The sequence below is a fragment of the Castellaniella sp. WN genome (assembly GCF_054457555.1).
Genome location: NZ_JBTKZC010000001.1, coordinates 1,835,867 through 1,851,432, shown reverse-complemented (window position 1 = coordinate 1,851,432; position 15,566 = coordinate 1,835,867). Strand labels below are relative to the sequence as shown.

Here is a 15,566-nt window from a genome sequence, read left to right as displayed (position 1 = left end):
GCCATGCAGCTTTCGCGCTCCCGCTTCGCCCTGTTCACGTTGCCGGCCCTGGCGCTGTTCGGCCTGTTTTTCGTGCTGCCGGTCGTCCTGATCCTGGGCGAAGCCCTGTCCGACCGCACCGCTTTTCCCAGGGTGCTGTCCGATCCGCTCTTTCGGCGCGGCCTGTGGGGAACCGCGGTCCTGGGCATCCTGACGCCGCTGTTCTCCGTGATCGTCGGGTTCTGCGTGACGATGGGCCTGAACCGGATGCGTTCCGGCACCCGGACCGCGACGCTGTTCGCCATTTCCCTGCCGCTGACTTTCTCGGGCCTGATCGTCGCGTATGGCTTCATCCTCGGTTTTGGCCGGGCGGGGTTCGTCACGCAACTGCTGGCCCAGGCGGGATTCGATCCCGCCGAGGTCGGTGCCCTGATCTATACGCCCGCCGGCCTGGGGTTCGCCTACTCCTACTACCTGATCCCGCGCGTCATCATGATCCTGCTGCCCGCCGTGCGTAATTTCGACATGGTGCAGTTGTCGGTCGCCCGGTCGCTCGGGGCGGGGCGCCTGCGGACTCTCGCGGGCATCATGCTGCCCCAGATATTCCCCAGCCTGGTGGCCTCGTTCTGCCTGACGGCGGCGGTGGCGATGGGGGCTTACGGCACCGCGCTGGCGCTGGTCGGCACCCAGTTGAACATCCTGCCCCTGCTGCTGTACAGCAAGATTTCGGAGGCGGGCTCCGATCTGCCCGCCGCCGCGGCGATCTCTCTCGTGCTCATGGCGCTTTGCTGCATCGTCATCGCCTTGGGCGAGTGGTTCGTGGCTTCCCGGGATCCTCGCGCGACGCGGTGAGGACGGCTTCCCGGGCCCCGGCCGCGCTCGCCCGTCCGCGGTCATTCCGTCAGGTTGTCATGGTTATTTAAGCTTCAGGCTCTTATACTGAGCCCGCTGGCGCCGATTTCCTCCCCGGGTGGAAATCGGGCTTGGTTTGATCCAGATCAGCGCCCCTATCTCGCGTGGGGGTTTATGGTTGAGGGTCCCTAAAAATCTGGAGCCTTTGCATGAGCCTCTCCTCCGACGCTTCGCCCAAGGCCCGTCGCGGTCGCCTGCTCACCGTCTGGACGCCTGAGGACCAGGCGTTCTGGGTCCGCGAAGGCAATGCAATCGCCAACGTCAATCTCTGGATCTCGATCCCGGCCCTGTTCCTGGCCTTCGCCGTCTGGCAGATGTGGAGCGTGGTGGCCGTCAACCTGCCCAACCTGGGCTTCCAGTACACCGAAAACGAGCTCTTCTGGCTGGCGGCGCTGCCCGCCCTGTCCGGCGCCACGCTGCGCATCTTCTATTCCTTCATGGTGCCCGTGTTCGGCGGACGGCGCTGGACGGCGCTGACCACGGCCAGCCTGTTGCTGCCCACCATCGGGGTGGGGCTGGCGGTCCAGGACCCGACTACGCCGTATTCCACCATGCTGCTCCTGGCCCTGCTGTGCGGCCTGGGGGGCGGGAACTTCTCCTCGTCGATGTCCAACATCAGCTTCTTCTTCCCCAAGGAACGCAAGGGCTCCGCCCTGGGCCTGAACGCCGGCCTGGGCAACCTGGGCGTCTCGTCGGTGCAGTTCCTGGCGCCGCTGGTCATCACCATGGGCATCCTCGGCCCCTGGGCGGGCGGGCCGCAGATGGCGAAGCTGTCCGGCGCCCATGGCGGCCCGGTCGAGATCTGGGCCCAGAACGCCGCCTTCATCTGGGTGCCGTTCATCATCATCGTGTCGATGCTGGCCTGGGTGGGCATGCATGACATCGCCGACGCCAAGGCGTCCTTCCGCGAGCAGTCGGTGATCTTCAAGCGCAAGCACAACTGGATCATGTGCTTCCTCTACCTGGGCACGTTCGGCTCCTTCATCGGCTTTTCCGCCGGCTTTCCGCTGCTGATCAAATACCTGTATCCCGACATCCGTCCGTTGCAGTACGCCTGGTTGGGGCCGCTGGTCGGGGCCATGGCGCGGCCTTTCGGCGGCTGGCTGTCGGACCGTCTGGGCGGCGCGCGGGTCACTTTCTGGACCTTCTTCTGGATGATTCTGGGGGTGCTGGGGGTCATGGCCTCGCTGCCGGGCGGCCAGTCTCCGGGGAACTTCTACGGCTTCCTGCTGTCCTTCCTGTTCCTGTTCTTCCTGACCGGCATCGGCAACGGTTCCACTTTCGCCATGATTCCGGTGATCTTCAACACGCTGGCCCAGCGCCGCCACGCCGCCGGCGGACCGGACGGCCAGGCGCGGATCGACTCCGAGGGCGCCAAGGAATCCGCGGCCGTGCTGGGATTCAGCGGCGCCATAGGTGCCTATGGCGGTTTCTTCATCCCCAAGAGCTTCGGCACGTCTTTCGAACTCACTGGCACCCCGTATGCCGCCCTGGTGTTCTTCGTCGTGTTCTATGCCGCGTCGATCGCCGTGACCTGGTGGTACTACTCGCGCCGTCGCGCCGAAATCCCCTGCTGAGACGCGGCCCCGCCGCCCGTCCGCGGCCGAACCCCTTTCCAATGGAGCATCCACCGTGAGCCATTTCATCGACCGCCTGAAATACTTTTCCCGCCCCAAGGAATCCTTTTCCGACGGGCACGGTGCCGTGGTCCGCGAAGACCGCACCTGGGAGGACGCCTACCGCAACCGCTGGCAGCACGACAAGATCGTGCGTTCCACGCACGGGGTGAACTGCACCGGCTCCTGTTCCTGGAAAATCTACGTCAAGGGCGGCCTGGTCACCTGGGAAACGCAGCAGACCGACTATCCGCGCACCCGGCCGGACATGCCCAACCACGAACCGCGCGGCTGTCCGCGCGGGGCCACGTTCTCCTGGTACCTGTACAGCGCCAACCGCGTCAAGTACCCGATGCTGCGCGGCCGGCTGGCCCGGTTGTGGCGCGAGCAGCGCAAGACGATGGGCGCCGTCCAGGCCTGGGAGGCCATCGTGTCCGACCCGGACAAGGCCGCGAGCTACAAGTCCGTGCGCGGCCTGGGCGGCTTCGTGCGCTCCAACTGGGAAGAGGTCAACGAGATCATCGCGGCGGCCAACATCCATACCATCAAGCGCCACGGCCCGGACCGCATCGCCGGCTTCTCGCCGATTCCGGCCATGTCCATGGTGTCCTACGCGTCCGGCAGCCGCTATCTGTCGCTGCTGGGCGGGTCGCTGCTGAGCTTCTATGACTGGTATTGCGACCTGCCGCCTTCCAGCCCGCAGACCTGGGGCGAGCAGACCGACGTCAGCGAATCGGCCGACTGGTACAACTCGACCTTCATCATGCTGTGGGGTTCGAACGTGCCCCAGACCCGCACGCCCGACGCCCACTTCATGGTCGAGGCCCGCTATCGGGGCGCCAAGGTCGTTTCCGTGTTCCCGGACTACGCCGAGGGCGCCAAGTTCGGCGACATCTGGCTGCACCCCAAGCAGGGCACCGACGCGGCCCTGGCCCTGGCGATGGGCCACGTCATCCTCAAGGAATTCCACCTCGCGGGCAAGAGTGCCTATTTCGACCGCTATTGCCGCCAGTACACCGACATGCCCTTCCTGGTGCGCCTGGTGCGCCAGGGCGACCGCTACGTGCCCGACCGCAAGTTGCGGGCGGCCGATTTCGCCGATCGGCTGGGCCAGGACAGCAATCCCGAATGGAAGACCGTCGCCTGCGACCAGGACACTGGCGAGCTGATCGTGCCCCAGGGATCCATCGGTTTCCGGTGGGGCCAGCAAGAAGGCGGGGACGCCGGCAAGTGGAATCTGGAGCTCAAGGACGCCCGGGGCCATGAAGTGCGACCGCGCCTCTCCCTGATCGACGCCTACGACGAGGTCGCGCCGGTGGCCTTCCCGTATTTCGGCGGCGTCCATCACGATCATTTCCAGGGTACGGACCACGACGAGGTGCTGGTGCGCAACCTGCCCGTCAAGCGCGTCCGGACCGCCGAGGGCGACGTCCTGGTCGCCACGGTGTTCGACCTGTTCGTGGCCAACTACGGCATCGACCGGGGCCTGGGCGGCGATAACGCGGCCGCTTCCTATGACGATGACGTGCCCTACACGCCCGCCTGGCAGGAGCGCATCACCGGCGTGGATCGCGAGAAGGTCATCACCGTGGCCCGCCAGTTCGCCGACAACGCCGACAAGACCGAAGGCAAGTCCATGGTCATCCTGGGTGCCGGCCTGAATCACTGGTATCACATGGACATGTCGTACCGCGGCATCATCAATCTGGTGTCCATGTGCGGCTGCGTCGGCCAGTCCGGCGGCGGCTGGTGCCACTACGTGGGCCAGGAAAAACTGCGCCCGCAGACCGGCTGGACCATGCTGACCTTCGCGCTGGACTGGCTGCGCCCGCCGCGCCACATGAACGGGACCTCGTTCTTCTACGCGCACACCGACCAGTGGCGCTACGAAAAGCTCCAGGTGCCGGAACTGCTCTCGCCCCTGGCGGACGCCTCGAAATACCAGGGCAGCCTGATCGACATGAACGTGCGCGCCGAGCGCATGGGCTGGCTGCCCACGGCGCCGCAGCTGCGGACCAATCCGCTGAAGGTCGTGCGCGACGCCAAGGCGGCCGGACAGGATCCCAAGGAATACGCCGTCAACGCCTTGCGGAACGGCTCGCTGAAGTTCTCCTGCGAGGATCCCGACCATCCCGACAACTTCCCGCGCAACCTGTTCGTCTGGCGCTCCAACATCCTGGGGTCGTCGGGCAAGGGGCATGAATATTTCCTCAAGCACCTGCTGGGCACCCAGCACGGCGTGCAAGGCAAGGACCTGGGCGAGGCGGGCGGGGTCAAGCCCCTGGAAGTCGCCTGGCACGACGAAGCCCCCCAGGGCAAGCTCGACCTGCTGGTGACCCTGGACTTCCGCATGTCCACGACCTGCCTGTATTCGGACGTGGTGCTGCCCACCGCCACCTGGTACGAGAAGAACGACCTGAACACGTCCGACATGCATCCCTTCATCCACCCGCTGTCGGCGGCCGTGGATCCGATCTGGGAATCGCGCAGCGACTGGGAAATCTACAAGGGTCTGGCGAAGAAATTCTCCGAACTCGCGGCCGGCGCCGACCTGCCGGACGAGGACCTGGTGCTGCAGCCCCTGCAGCACGATTCTCCGGGCGAACTGAGCGACCCCTACGACGTGCGCGAATGGCGCAAGGGCGAGTGCGACCTGATCCCGGGCAAGACGCTGCCGAACATGATGGTCGTGAACCGGGACTACAAGCACGTCTACGAGCGTTTCACCACGCTCGGGCCGCTGGCGGAAAAGCTCGGTAACGGCGGCAAGGGCATTTCCTGGGACACCAAGGAAGAAGTCGAGTTCCTCGGCAAGCTGAACGGCCGCGAGCGCGAGCCGGGCGTCGGCCAGGGCCAGCCGCGCATCTTCACCGACATCGACGCCTGCGAGACCGTCCTGACCCTGGCGCCGGAAACCAACGGCCACGTGGCCCTCAAGGCCTGGGAGGCCCTGTCGAAATTCACCGGGCGGGACCATTCCCACCTGGTCAAGTCCAGCGAGCACGAGAAAATCCGCTTCCGCGACATCCAGGCCCAGCCGCGCAAGATCCTGACTTCGCCCACCTGGTCGGGGATCGAGTCCGACAAGGTCAGCTACAGCGCCGGCTACACCAACGTGCACGAGCTCATCCCCTGGCGCACGCTGACCGGCCGTCAGGAACTCTACCAGGACCACCCCTGGATGCGCGATTTCGGCGAATCCCTGTGCGTGTATCGGCCGCCGGTGGACACCAAGACCATCGAGCCCATGCTGGACAAGCGGTTCAGCAACGGCGAACCGCACGTGGTGCTGAACTTCATCACGCCGCACCAGAAATGGGGGATCCACTCCACCTATTCCGACAACCTGATCATGCTGACGCTCTCGCGCGGCGGCCCGATCGTCTGGATGTCCGAGATCGACGCGGCCAAGGCCGGCATCGTGGACAACGACTGGATCGAGGTCTTCAACGTCAACGGGGCGCTGGTCGCGCGCGCCGTGGTCAGCCAGCGCGTGCCCGAGGGCATGACCATGATGTACCACGCCCAGGAAAAGATCGTGAACGTGCCGGGGTCCGAGGTCACCGGCAAGCGTGGCGGGATCCACAATTCCGTGACCCGTACCGTGCTCAAGCCTACGCACATGATCGGCGGCTACGCCCAGTTATCCTACGGCTTCAATTACTACGGCACGGTCGGCTCGAACCGCGACGAGTTCGTGGTCGTCCGCAAAATGAAAAATGTCGACTGGATGGACGAAACCCATGAGGTTTCCGCCCAGACGCAGGCCTGAGGAGTCCGGCACATGAAAATCCGCGCGCAAGTCGCCATGGTCCTGAACCTGGACAAATGCATCGGCTGTCATACCTGTTCGATCACCTGCAAGAACGTCTGGACGTCCCGCGAGGGCATGGAATACGCCTGGTTCAACAACGTCGAGACCAAGCCCGGCGTGGGCTACCCCAAGGACTGGGAGAACCAGGACCGCTGGAACGGCGGCTGGCGCCGCCGCGACAACGGCCGCATCGAGCCGCGCCAGGGGGGCAAGCTGCGCCTGCTGTCGCGCATCTTCTCGAACCCGAACCTGCCCGAGATCGACGACTATTACGAGCCTTTCACCTACGATTACGACTACCTGCAGAAGGCTCCGGAGCGCACCACGCCGCCCGTGGCGCGACCGCGCTCCCTGATCACCGGCCGGCGCATGGAAAAGATCGAGTGGGGCCCCAACTGGGAGGAAATCCTGGGAGGCGAGTTCGCCAAGCGTTCGCAGGACTACAACTTCGAGGCGGTGCAGAAGGACATCTACGGGCAGTTCGAGAACACCTTCATGATGTATCTGCCGCGCCTGTGCGAGCATTGCCTGAACCCCACCTGCGTGGCCAGCTGCCCGTCCGGTTCGATCTACAAGCGCGCCGAGGACGGCATCGTCCTGATCGACCAGGACAAGTGCCGCGGCTGGCGCATGTGCATCTCGGGTTGCCCCTATAAAAAAATCTACTACAACTGGAAGTCCGGCAAGGCGGAAAAGTGCATCTTCTGCTATCCGCGCATCGAGGCCGGCATGCCCACGGTCTGTTCCGAGACCTGCGTGGGCCGGATCCGCTACCTGGGCGTGCTGCTCTACGATGCCGACGGCATCGAGGCCGCCGCCAGCACGATCCATGAGAAGGACCTGTACCAGGCGCAGCTGGACCTGTTCCTGGATCCGAACGATCCGGAAGTCCGCCGCCAGGCCCTGGCCGACGGCATCCCGGAAAACTGGCTGGATGCGGCCTGCAATTCCCCGGTCTACAAGATGGCCGTCGAATGGAAGATCGCCTTCCCCCTGCACCCGGAATACCGCACCCTGCCCATGGTGTGGTACGTGCCGCCGCTCTCGCCGATCCAGTCCGCCGCCAACAGCGGCCAGATCGGCGCGTTCGGCGAGATCCCCGATGTGCAGTCGCTGCGCATCCCCCTGCGCTACCTGGCCAACCTGCTGACGGCCGGAGACGAGGCCCCGATCGCCACGGCGCTGGAGCGCCTGCTGGGCATGCGCGCCTTCATGCGGGCGCGTTCGGTGGACCGCCAGGAACGCCATGACATCCTCGATCAGGTCGGCCTGACCCTGCACCAGGTCGAGGACATGCATCGCTACCTGGCCATCGCCAACTACGAGGACCGCTTCGTGGTGCCGACCGCCCACCGGGAAAGCGCCGAGAACGCCTTCGAGATCCGGGGCGGCTGCGGCTTCACCTTCGGCAATGGCTGCTCTGGCGGGACGTCCGAGGGCTCGCTGTTCGGCAAGCCGCGCAACAAGCGCAAGCCGAGCGTGGTGTTCCTCGACCCGGCCCGCACGGCCTGAGCGGGAGAGAAGCCATGGATTCCATCCATCCTTCCCGCCAGGCGCCGGTGTTCTCCATCCTGTCCGTGCTGCTCGGCTATCCCGAGCAGGACTGGCTGGACGCCTTGCCGGAACTGCACGCGGCTCTGCCGGCCGATGTGCGCACCCGGCTGGCGCCCCTGTTCGACTTCCTGGACCGGGGTGAGGACCTGATCGACCTCCAGGAGCGGTACGTCGCCACCTTCGATCGCCGCGCGGCCCATTCCCTGCACCTGTTCGAGCACGTCCACGGCGAGTCCCGCGATCGGGGCCAGGCCATGGTGGACCTGCGCAACGAATACCTGAAGCACGGGCTGGAGCCCGCCACCACGGAACTGCCGGATTACGTGCCGCTGTTCCTGGAATTCCTCGGCCAGATCCCGGCCGAGGCGGCCGAGGACCTGCTGGGCGATGCCATCCATGTGCTGGCCCGGCTGGGCGACAAGCTGGCGGAAGCGGACAGTCCCTATGCCTGCCTGTTCGCCCAGTTGCGGACCATGACCGACGTGCAACCCGAGGTCCTGCCCGATCCCCCCGAAGGGGACATGGAGGAAACCTTGATCACTTTCGGCCCCGAGGCCGACGGCACCGAACCCCTGCTGATGCGCCGCCCGGGCCGCGGGGACGGCGCGCAGCCCCTCGTGTTCCACCCGCCCCGTTCCCGCCAGGCCGGTCCCGCCGGCGGCCAGGCCTGAGGAGACTCCTATGCAAGCTACGCTCGAACTCTTTTTCTTCGGGGTGTATCCCTATATCGCGCTGACCGTGTTCTTCGTGGGCAGCCTGCTACGCTTCGAGCGCGAGCAGTACACCTGGAAGAGCGACTCCAGCCAGCTGCTGCGCCGGGGATCGCTGCGCTGGGGCAGCAACCTGTTCCACATCGGGATCATTTCCCTGTTCTTCACCCACATGGTGGGGCTGCTGACGCCGCCGGCCGTCTACCACGCCTTCGGCGTGACGACGCAGTTCAAGCAGTTGATGGCCATCGTGGTCGGTGCGATCCTGGGGGTCGTATGCCTGATCGGCCTGCTGTTGCTGATCCACCGCCGCTGGGCGGAAATCCGCCTGGCCCACAATTCCAGCCTGTCCGACTGGGTGACGCTGCTGTGGATCCTGCTGGTGCTGGTGGTGGGCATCGCCTCGATCTTCACCTCCGTGCACCACACCGACGGCGCGGTGATGATCCAGCTGGGTGAATGGGCACAGCGCATCGTCACCTTCCGCGGCGGCGCGGTCGGCGCCCTGGAGGGCGTGCCCGCCGTCTACCGCCTGCATATGGTGCTGGGCATGACGCTGTTCGTGATCTTCCCCTTCACCCGCCTGGTGCACGTGTGGTCGGGTTTCGCCTCGGTCGCCTACCTGACGCGGGCCTGGCAGCTCGTGCGGCCGCGCTGAGCGAATCCGGGACGCAGGATGATCACCGTCAACGACACCCTTATCACCGAAGCCGAAATCCTGGCCGAGGTCCCGCGCCACCAGCGGGAAGCCAATCCCCGCCTGGCCGCCGGCCAGGAACTGGTGCTGCGCGCCCTGTGCCGCCAGCGTGCCGCCGAGCTGGACCTGTCGGCCGAGGGCGACGATGCCCTGCTGGAAGCCGTGCTGGCCCACGACGTGCGCACGCCCGAGGCGGACGAGGCCAGTTGCCGGCGCTACTACGAGCAGCATCCCGACGAGTTCCGCGAAGGCGACCGGGTCGAGGCCTGGCACATCCTGTTTCAGGCCACCTCCGGGTTGGACGTGCAGAAATTGCGCGCCCGGGCCAACGGCATCCTGGCCGAGCTGCACCGCGAGGGCCTGGGCTCGTTCGCGACCACCGCCCGGGCCTATTCCAATTGTCCTTCCGGAGCCAAGGGCGGCGCCCTGGGCGAACTGGGGCGCGGCGAGATGGTGCCGGAATTCGAGCGGGCGATCTTCGCGCTGCCGGAATACACCCTGGGCGGCGAACTGGTCGAGACCCGCTTCGGGTTCCACATCGTGCGCACCGGCTTCCGGATCGAAGGGCGCGCCCTGCCGTTCGAGGCCGTGCATGAACGGCTGGCCGGCTGGCTCGAGGCGTCCAGCCGGCGGCGGGCCGTGCATCAGTACCTGCGGCAGTTGGTCGGGACCGCCCGCATCGAGGGCATCCCCATGCAGGGCGCGGATTCTCCGCTCGTGCAATAGCGGGGTTGCCCCGCTGTACGCGCGGTGGCGGAGGCCCTGCGCCCTGTGCGACGGTCCTCCCCGTGGTCGGGCTGTTCGGCCCTTCCTCGTCCGAGCGGGGCGGCGCCTCACGCGGTTGTCGGGAAATCGCCCGCCGCCACGCGCTCGGGCGCGATGCGGATCGCGGCCGGCGAGATGGGGGGGATGACGTCGGCCAGGGTATGGGCGTCCAGGTGATCCATGAAGGCCTTCATCGCGCCCGCGACGATGGGCTTCAGGCCGCAGCAGCCGCTCAGGATGCAGTGATTGTCGGCTCCCATGCACTCGACCAGCGCCAGGTCGTTCTCCATGTCGCGTATCAGCGCCCCCAGGCGGATCTCGCAGGGCTCGTGGGCCAGTTCCATGCCGCCGTTCTTGCCGCGCACGGTGCGGATCCAGCCGCGTTGGGCCAGGCGGTGCGTGATCTTCATCAGATGCGGCTCGGAAATGCCGTAGACCTGGGCGATCTCGGCGATCGTGCAGAGGCGGTCGCGGTGGCTGCCGAGATAGATCAGCAGCCGCACCGCGTAGTCGCTCATGTTGGTCAGACGCATGTCGGGCTCTGGGTCGGGACGGGCATCAGGGCCTGTCCGGCCGGGGACGGATCAGCATCGGCGCGAAGCGCCACAGGTACAGCCCCAGGCACAGGATCCAGGCGGCGGCGGCCAGGTGCAGCAGGTGCTGGCTGGCGGCCGAGGGCCACAGCGCGGCCAGCCGGAAGACGACGGCGGCGATCATCAGCCAGTAGCTGGCCAGCATGCTGCCGTCCAGGGCCAGCGGGCGCCCCAGATGGCCCAGGGCAGTGCGGGTCAGCATGCCGATGATGAGGATGCAGAAGCCCGCCATGCCGATCAGGTGGACGTGCGTGGCGCTGCGGGCCAGCAGGCCGCGCAGCAGCGTCGGGTCGAACAGGCCGCTGACCTGGACCGCCGCGACCAGCAGACCGACGCCGATGAACGCGTAGCCCAGGTACAGGATCCACAACATGGGCTTGCGCAGCACGGCCAGAGGCCGCCAGGCCAGCAGTTGGCCCAGGCTGATCAGGCCGGTCAGCGCCAGGCTGAAGGCCATGAGCAGCGGCAGGAACGCCGGCCCGCCGGCGGCGGGCGGCGCGATCTGCATCAGTACGCCGGCCGCCAGCGCCAGGGCGCTGAAGACCATCTGGACGTGGCCGGAGCGGGTCAGCATGGGGATCTGCAGGCCCTGGACCATGCGCATGGAAAAGAAGGGAATGACGCGCCGGGCGATCAGCAGAGCGATCACGGCCATGCCGATCAGGCCCAGGTCGAAGCGCTGCATCAGCAGCGCATAGTCGCCGCGCCGCGCCGCCAGCAGGTACAGCAGATCGGCCGCGCCGAGCGCCAGCATCACCACCGGCAGACCGTAGTTGCGGCGGCTGCGGCCCTTGACCATCACGCGCATCAGGCTGGTCGCGGCGGTCAGGAAGAACAGCAGTTCGGCCGCCGTGGCGATCCAGAAGCCCGGCAGTCCGCCCGCCAGGAAGCCGACGCGGGCGATGAGCCACAGCAGGCACAGCAGGCCCAGGGGGCGGCCGGAAAGGGGATTGAATCCGGTCCAGGTGGCGCTGGCGGTCAGCAGGAAGCCGACCGCGATGGTGATGATGAAGCCCCACAGCATTTCGTGGGCGTGCCAGTAGACCTGCGGCAGGGGACCGTCCAGTACCTGCGGGGCGAAAATCCACAGGGCGATCGAGATCAGCGCCCAGGCGGCGCCGGCCATGTACAGCGGCCTGAATCCCAGGGCCAGGAAGGCCGCCATGGACGGCCGCGGCGCGGCGGCGGCTGGTTCCTCAATATCGAGCAGGCGGGACATGGGCGTCGAACTCCGTCACGGGTTGGTCGGGTTGGTGGCTGATCTGGTAGCCATACCACAGGCTGCGGGCGATGCGTCGGGCGAAGTCCTCGGCCTGGGCGGTGAAGGCGGGATTATCGAATTCATCCAGCGTGTCGCGGAACAGATCCAGCCAGCGCACGAACATCGGGCCTTCCAGGCCCCGCAGGGCGATGTGGCGCGGCATGGGCGCGCCGCTGTAGGTGCCGGTGCGCCGCAGCAGCGACGACCAGAAGCGCACCATGCGTTCCAGGTGTTCGTCCCAGTCGTCGATGTGGGCGTCGAAGACCGGCCCCAGGACCGGATCCTGGCGGACGCGGCGGTAGAAGCGGTGGACGAGGGAGGTGATCTCGTCCTCGGTACAGACCGGAGTGTCTTCCATGCGGCTGCGGGTAGGGATTTCAAAGATTCATATTATAGTTATCTTAATGGAGAACCGCAAAGTCTCATCGGCGCCGGCGAGGCCCGCCGGGTCCGGCGTTCAGTTATGATCGAAGACTTCACTCGTCCCCCATATTGCGTGTCGCCCAGCCATGCTGGCGTTCCCCATCATGCCCGAAACCGCCGCCCTGTCCTGCGTCATTCCCTGCCTGAACGAGCAGGCCAACCTGGGCGTGCTGCTGCCGGAGTTGCTGGCCATGCTGGCGCGCCAGGACTGCACGCCGGAAATCATCGTCGTCGACGACGGCAGCACCGACGGCACTCCGGAACTGATGCGCCACTGGACCAGCCTGCATCCGGAAATCGTCTATCTGCGCCTGTCGCGCAATTTCGGCAAGGAAGCCGCCCTGACCGCCGGACTGGACGTGGCGCGCGGCGACGCCGTGGTCTGCCTGGATGCCGACATGCAGCATCCCCCGGACATGATTCCCGCGATGCTGGCGCGCTGGCGCGCCGGGGTGCACATGGTCTACGCCGTGCGCGCCACGCGCGACGACGAGACCTGGTTCAAGCGCGTCGGCACCCGGCTGTTCTACGCCCTGATGCGCACCTCGAACGGCCTGGGCGTGCCGCCCAACGCCGGGGATTTCCGCTTGATGGATCGAGCCGTGGTCGAAGCCCTGAAGCGGCTGCCGGAGCGCGACCGCTTCATGAAGGGCCTGTTCGCCTGGGTCGGCTTCCAGTCCGAGGCCATGGCCTACACGCCGCCCCAGCGGCTGCACGGCACCAGCCGTTTCCGGCCCCTGAAGCTGCTGCGCTTCGCCGTGGACGGGCTGACGGCCTTCACCACCTGGCCGCTGCGCCTGCTCAGCCTGCTGGGAGCCTGCGTGTCGCTGCTGGCCTTCCTGTATGGCCTGTTCATCATCGTGTCCCATCTGCTCTACGGCGACGCGGTGCGCGGCTGGGCCACCCTGATCACCGTGATCCTGTTCTTCGCCGGGGTCAACCTGATGTCGCTGGGGGTGGTGGGCGAATATGTCGCCCGCATTTTCACCGAGGTCAAGGGACGGCCCGTCTACCTGCTGCGGGAACGTGCGGGCGCGGGGCTGGACGGCGTCGGCCCGGGCCGTGGCCCGGGCGCCGGATCCGGTTCCCGCCCCGGTCTGGAAGTTCCGCCGCCGCGCTATGCGCGGTCCGACGCGGCGGGCGCGGATCCCGCTCCGGCGACCGATGATCCTCTTTCCCCGGGAGAACGGCAAGCATGAGATTCCCCGTCTTCGGCACGCGGCTGGTGGATGCCGGAGAATCCCTCTGGCGGCGCCTGCAGGCCCGGCGTGCCTGGCCCTGGGTGGCGCTGTTCACCTTTCTCTGGCTGGCGGCCACGACCTGGGCGTATCCCCTGCTGCTGCCCGACGAGGGCCGCTACGTCGGGGTGGCCTGGCACATGCTGGCTTCGGGGGATTACCTGACGCCGCGCCTGGACGGCTTGCCCTTCTTTCACAAGCCGCCGTTGTTCTACTGGCTGACGGCGGCGTCCCTGGCGGTGTTCGGCGACAATGCCTGGGCCGGGCGACTGTGCTCGGTGCTGGCCGCCACGGCGCTGGTGACGGTGACCTACGTCTTCCTGCGCCGCTACGCCAGCGGTCGCTCCGCGAGCCGGACGGTCCTGATCCTGGCGGTGCAGCCTTTCCTGTTCGGCGCGGCGCACTACGCCAATCTGGACATGCTGGTGGCCGCCCTGATGGGCCTGACCGTGATGGCGGGCGCCGACGCGGTGTTCCGCCGCGAGCAGCTGCGTCCGGACGCCTGGTCGCTGACGGCCATGTATGCCGCGGCGGCGGCCGGATTCCTGGCCAAGGGCCTGATCGGCGTCGTGCTGCCGGGCGGGGTGCTGTTCTTCTGGCTCCTGGGCCGGCGCCGGTACCGCGCTCTGGGGCGCCTGCTGTGGTGGCCGGGCATCCTGCTGTTCCTGGCGCTGGCCCTGCCCTGGGTGGCGATCATGGAGATGCGCCATTCAGGCTTCTTCGACTATTTCATCGTCTACCAGCATTTCCGGCGCTTCCTCGAATCCAGCTTCAACAATCCGTACCCTTTCTGGTTTTACGTACCGGTGGTGCTGGGCCTGACGCTGCCCTGGTCGATCCAGCTGTGGCGCTGGTTCCAGCCCCGGGGGCCGCTGCAGACGGCGTTCGTGCCGCCCGCCCACCGGATCGAACAGGTCGACCGCCGGGTGTTGCGCGGCCTGATGCTGTCCTGGCTGGTCGTGGTGCTGGTGTTCTTCTCGATTCCCGCCTCGAAACTGGTCGGCTATGTGATCGCCGCGCTGCCGCCGCTGGCCTGGTTCATCCAGGAAACTTTCGAGCAGCGGGAAGAATCCAACGCCCCGGGGGCGGGCCGCGGCCTGGTGCGCCATGCCCTGGTGGCGGCCGGCCTGTGCCTGCTGGCGGTGGTGGCGCTGGTGCTGTTCCCGCAGCGCAGCACCAGGAGCCTGGCCCAGGCGCTGGCCGCGTCGGCGGCGCCCGGCGACCGTCTGGTGATGCTCGGTCAGTACGCCTACGACGTGCCCATGTATGCCGGCTGGCGCGATCCGGTCATCGCCGTCACGCGTTGGGACGATCCGCATGTCATGCAGGGCGACGACTGGCGCCGCGAACTGGCCGATGCGGCCGGCTTCGCGCCCGATCGGGGCGCCGACAGGTTGTGGTCGCCGGAGCGGCTGCAGGCCTACCTATGCGATCCGGGCCATGCGACGACCTGGCTGCTGGCCTGGCTGGACGAGGCCGACCGCTATCCGGCGCTGTCGGGCCGCGAGCCCCAGGCGCGGACGCGCAAGATGGGCTTGTGGCGTGTCCCGGCCGCCGAAACCGTCAATGGCTGCGGCGAAACGCCCAGTAGCGCCCCAGAATGAAGGTCATCCCGGCGATGCCGACCAGCACCAGGGCCAGCAGGACGTCGTAGCGGATCGTCGTCAGGCGCAGCAGCGCGGCGTAGGCGGCCTCGTTGACGGCGAAGCCCAGCGCCGACACCAGGAAGAACCGCGCGGCGGCGCGGCGCAGCGGCGCGCGATGGCGGCGGAAGGTCAGGCGGTAATGGCCCGTGAAGGACACGCCGAACGCCACCAGCCAGCCGACGATGTTGGCGGCCAGCGGCGCCAGCCCCCCCAGGGCCACGCAGGCCACGGCGACCGCCCAGTGGGTGGCCGCCGCCGCGCAGCCTACAATGACGAACCAGCCGATCTGGGCAGCGAGTTTCTTGAACATGGATCCGGATTCACAAGCAGCAGGGCATCGATACCGGCGCATTGTATT

The 15,566-nt window shown here is 67.1% G+C and carries 13 protein-coding genes; 9 read left to right on the top strand and 4 right to left on the bottom strand.

Features of this window, described 5'->3' with window-relative positions; all coding sequences use genetic code 11:
• The first annotated feature begins 3 nt into the window (after positions 1 to 3).
• The 7 genes from ACTPOE_RS08605 to ACTPOE_RS08575 all read left to right on the top strand — a co-directional run bounded on the left by ACTPOE_RS08605 (position 4) and on the right by ACTPOE_RS08575 (position 10,008).
• Positions 4 to 831, top strand: a complete 828-nt coding sequence (locus ACTPOE_RS08605) for an ABC transporter permease (protein ID WP_458871797.1) — start codon at positions 4 to 6, stop codon at positions 829 to 831.
• A gap of 209 nt (positions 832 to 1,040) precedes the next feature.
• Positions 1,041 to 2,468 carry a NarK family nitrate/nitrite MFS transporter gene (locus ACTPOE_RS08600; protein ID WP_458871796.1) on the top strand — a complete coding sequence of 476 codons (1,428 nt, stop codon included), beginning with the start codon at positions 1,041 to 1,043 and terminating at the stop codon, positions 2,466 to 2,468.
• Positions 2,469 to 2,523: 55 nt separating this feature from the next.
• Positions 2,524 to 6,279: a nitrate reductase subunit alpha gene (locus ACTPOE_RS08595; protein WP_458871795.1), complete on the top strand. Its 3,756-nt coding sequence runs from the start codon at positions 2,524 to 2,526 to the stop codon at positions 6,277 to 6,279.
• Between the two features lie 12 nt (positions 6,280 to 6,291).
• Positions 6,292 to 7,833: a nitrate reductase subunit beta gene (narH, locus tag ACTPOE_RS08590; RefSeq protein WP_458871794.1), complete on the top strand. Its 1,542-nt coding sequence runs from the start codon at positions 6,292 to 6,294 to the stop codon at positions 7,831 to 7,833.
• A 14-nt stretch (positions 7,834 to 7,847) separates the two neighbouring features.
• Positions 7,848 to 8,546: a nitrate reductase molybdenum cofactor assembly chaperone gene (narJ, locus tag ACTPOE_RS08585; RefSeq protein ID WP_458871793.1), complete on the top strand. Its 699-nt coding sequence runs from the start codon at positions 7,848 to 7,850 to the stop codon at positions 8,544 to 8,546.
• A 10-nt stretch (positions 8,547 to 8,556) separates the two neighbouring features.
• Entirely contained in the window at positions 8,557 to 9,243 is a 687-nt protein-coding gene (gene narI, locus ACTPOE_RS08580; protein WP_458871792.1) for a respiratory nitrate reductase subunit gamma, read from the top strand.
• A gap of 18 nt (positions 9,244 to 9,261) precedes the next feature.
• Entirely contained in the window at positions 9,262 to 10,008 is a 747-nt protein-coding gene (locus tag ACTPOE_RS08575; protein WP_458871791.1) for a peptidylprolyl isomerase, read from the top strand.
• Between the two features lie 107 nt (positions 10,009 to 10,115).
• Here ACTPOE_RS08575 and ACTPOE_RS08570 read toward each other — a convergent pair whose 3' ends face one another.
• Genes ACTPOE_RS08570 through ACTPOE_RS08560 form a run of 3 tightly spaced genes read right to left on the bottom strand, consistent with a single transcriptional unit; the run spans position 10,116 to position 12,259 of the window.
• Positions 10,116 to 10,580, bottom strand: a complete 465-nt coding sequence (locus tag ACTPOE_RS08570) for an RrF2 family transcriptional regulator (protein WP_458871790.1) — start codon at positions 10,578 to 10,580, stop codon at positions 10,116 to 10,118.
• Between the two features lie 25 nt (positions 10,581 to 10,605).
• A complete protein-coding gene (locus tag ACTPOE_RS08565; RefSeq protein ID WP_458871789.1) occupies positions 10,606 to 11,859 on the bottom strand; it encodes an NnrS family protein in 1,254 nt (417 codons plus the stop codon).
• Positions 11,837 to 12,259 (bottom strand): group III truncated hemoglobin, encoded by a 423-nt coding sequence (locus tag ACTPOE_RS08560; protein ID WP_458871788.1) that lies wholly within the window; start codon positions 12,257 to 12,259, stop codon positions 11,837 to 11,839. Before ACTPOE_RS08560 ends, ACTPOE_RS08565 begins: the two co-directional genes overlap by 23 nt.
• Before the next feature lie 169 nt (positions 12,260 to 12,428).
• Between ACTPOE_RS08560 and ACTPOE_RS08555 the strand changes: the two genes are divergently transcribed.
• Together ACTPOE_RS08555 and ACTPOE_RS08550 are read left to right on the top strand one after the other, a co-directional pair.
• The gene (locus ACTPOE_RS08555) at positions 12,429 to 13,523 is read left to right on the top strand and encodes a glycosyltransferase family 2 protein (protein WP_458871787.1); all 1,095 of its coding nucleotides are present in this window, start codon (positions 12,429 to 12,431) and stop codon (positions 13,521 to 13,523) included.
• Positions 13,520 to 15,166 carry an ArnT family glycosyltransferase gene (locus tag ACTPOE_RS08550; RefSeq protein WP_458871786.1) on the top strand — a complete coding sequence of 549 codons (1,647 nt, stop codon included), beginning with the start codon at positions 13,520 to 13,522 and terminating at the stop codon, positions 15,164 to 15,166. The genes ACTPOE_RS08555 and ACTPOE_RS08550 overlap by 4 nt, the downstream gene beginning before the upstream one ends.
• On the opposite strand, the gene ACTPOE_RS08545 is transcribed toward ACTPOE_RS08550, so the two are convergent.
• On the bottom strand, positions 15,126 to 15,518 hold the full coding sequence (locus ACTPOE_RS08545) for a GtrA family protein (protein WP_458871785.1): 393 nt from the start codon (positions 15,516 to 15,518) through the stop codon (positions 15,126 to 15,128). The two genes, ACTPOE_RS08550 and ACTPOE_RS08545, sit on opposite strands and share 41 nt — an antisense overlap.
• Positions 15,519 to 15,566 lie beyond the last annotated feature (48 nt).

What these genes read in the sequence shown, in the direction of transcription:
- ACTPOE_RS08565 (WP_458871789.1), bottom strand. Translation starts at nt 11,859, where the DNA reads ATGTCCCGCCTGCTCGATATTGAGGAACCAGCCGCCGCCGCGCCGCGG.
- ACTPOE_RS08575 (WP_458871791.1), top strand. Translation starts at nt 9,262, where the DNA reads ATGATCACCGTCAACGACACCCTTATCACCGAAGCCGAAATCCTGGCC.
- narI (WP_458871792.1), top strand. Translation starts at nt 8,557, where the DNA reads ATGCAAGCTACGCTCGAACTCTTTTTCTTCGGGGTGTATCCCTATATC.
- ACTPOE_RS08560 (WP_458871788.1), bottom strand. Translation starts at nt 12,259, where the DNA reads ATGGAAGACACTCCGGTCTGTACCGAGGACGAGATCACCTCCCTCGTC.
- narJ (WP_458871793.1), top strand. Translation starts at nt 7,848, where the DNA reads ATGGATTCCATCCATCCTTCCCGCCAGGCGCCGGTGTTCTCCATCCTG.
- ACTPOE_RS08555 (WP_458871787.1), top strand. Translation starts at nt 12,429, where the DNA reads ATGCCCGAAACCGCCGCCCTGTCCTGCGTCATTCCCTGCCTGAACGAG.
- ACTPOE_RS08545 (WP_458871785.1), bottom strand. Translation starts at nt 15,518, where the DNA reads ATGTTCAAGAAACTCGCTGCCCAGATCGGCTGGTTCGTCATTGTAGGC.
- ACTPOE_RS08550 (WP_458871786.1), top strand. Translation starts at nt 13,520, where the DNA reads ATGAGATTCCCCGTCTTCGGCACGCGGCTGGTGGATGCCGGAGAATCC.
- ACTPOE_RS08600 (WP_458871796.1), top strand. Translation starts at nt 1,041, where the DNA reads ATGAGCCTCTCCTCCGACGCTTCGCCCAAGGCCCGTCGCGGTCGCCTG.
- ACTPOE_RS08605 (WP_458871797.1), top strand. Translation starts at nt 4, where the DNA reads ATGCAGCTTTCGCGCTCCCGCTTCGCCCTGTTCACGTTGCCGGCCCTG.
- ACTPOE_RS08570 (WP_458871790.1), bottom strand. Translation starts at nt 10,580, where the DNA reads ATGCGTCTGACCAACATGAGCGACTACGCGGTGCGGCTGCTGATCTAT.
- narH (WP_458871794.1), top strand. Translation starts at nt 6,292, where the DNA reads ATGAAAATCCGCGCGCAAGTCGCCATGGTCCTGAACCTGGACAAATGC.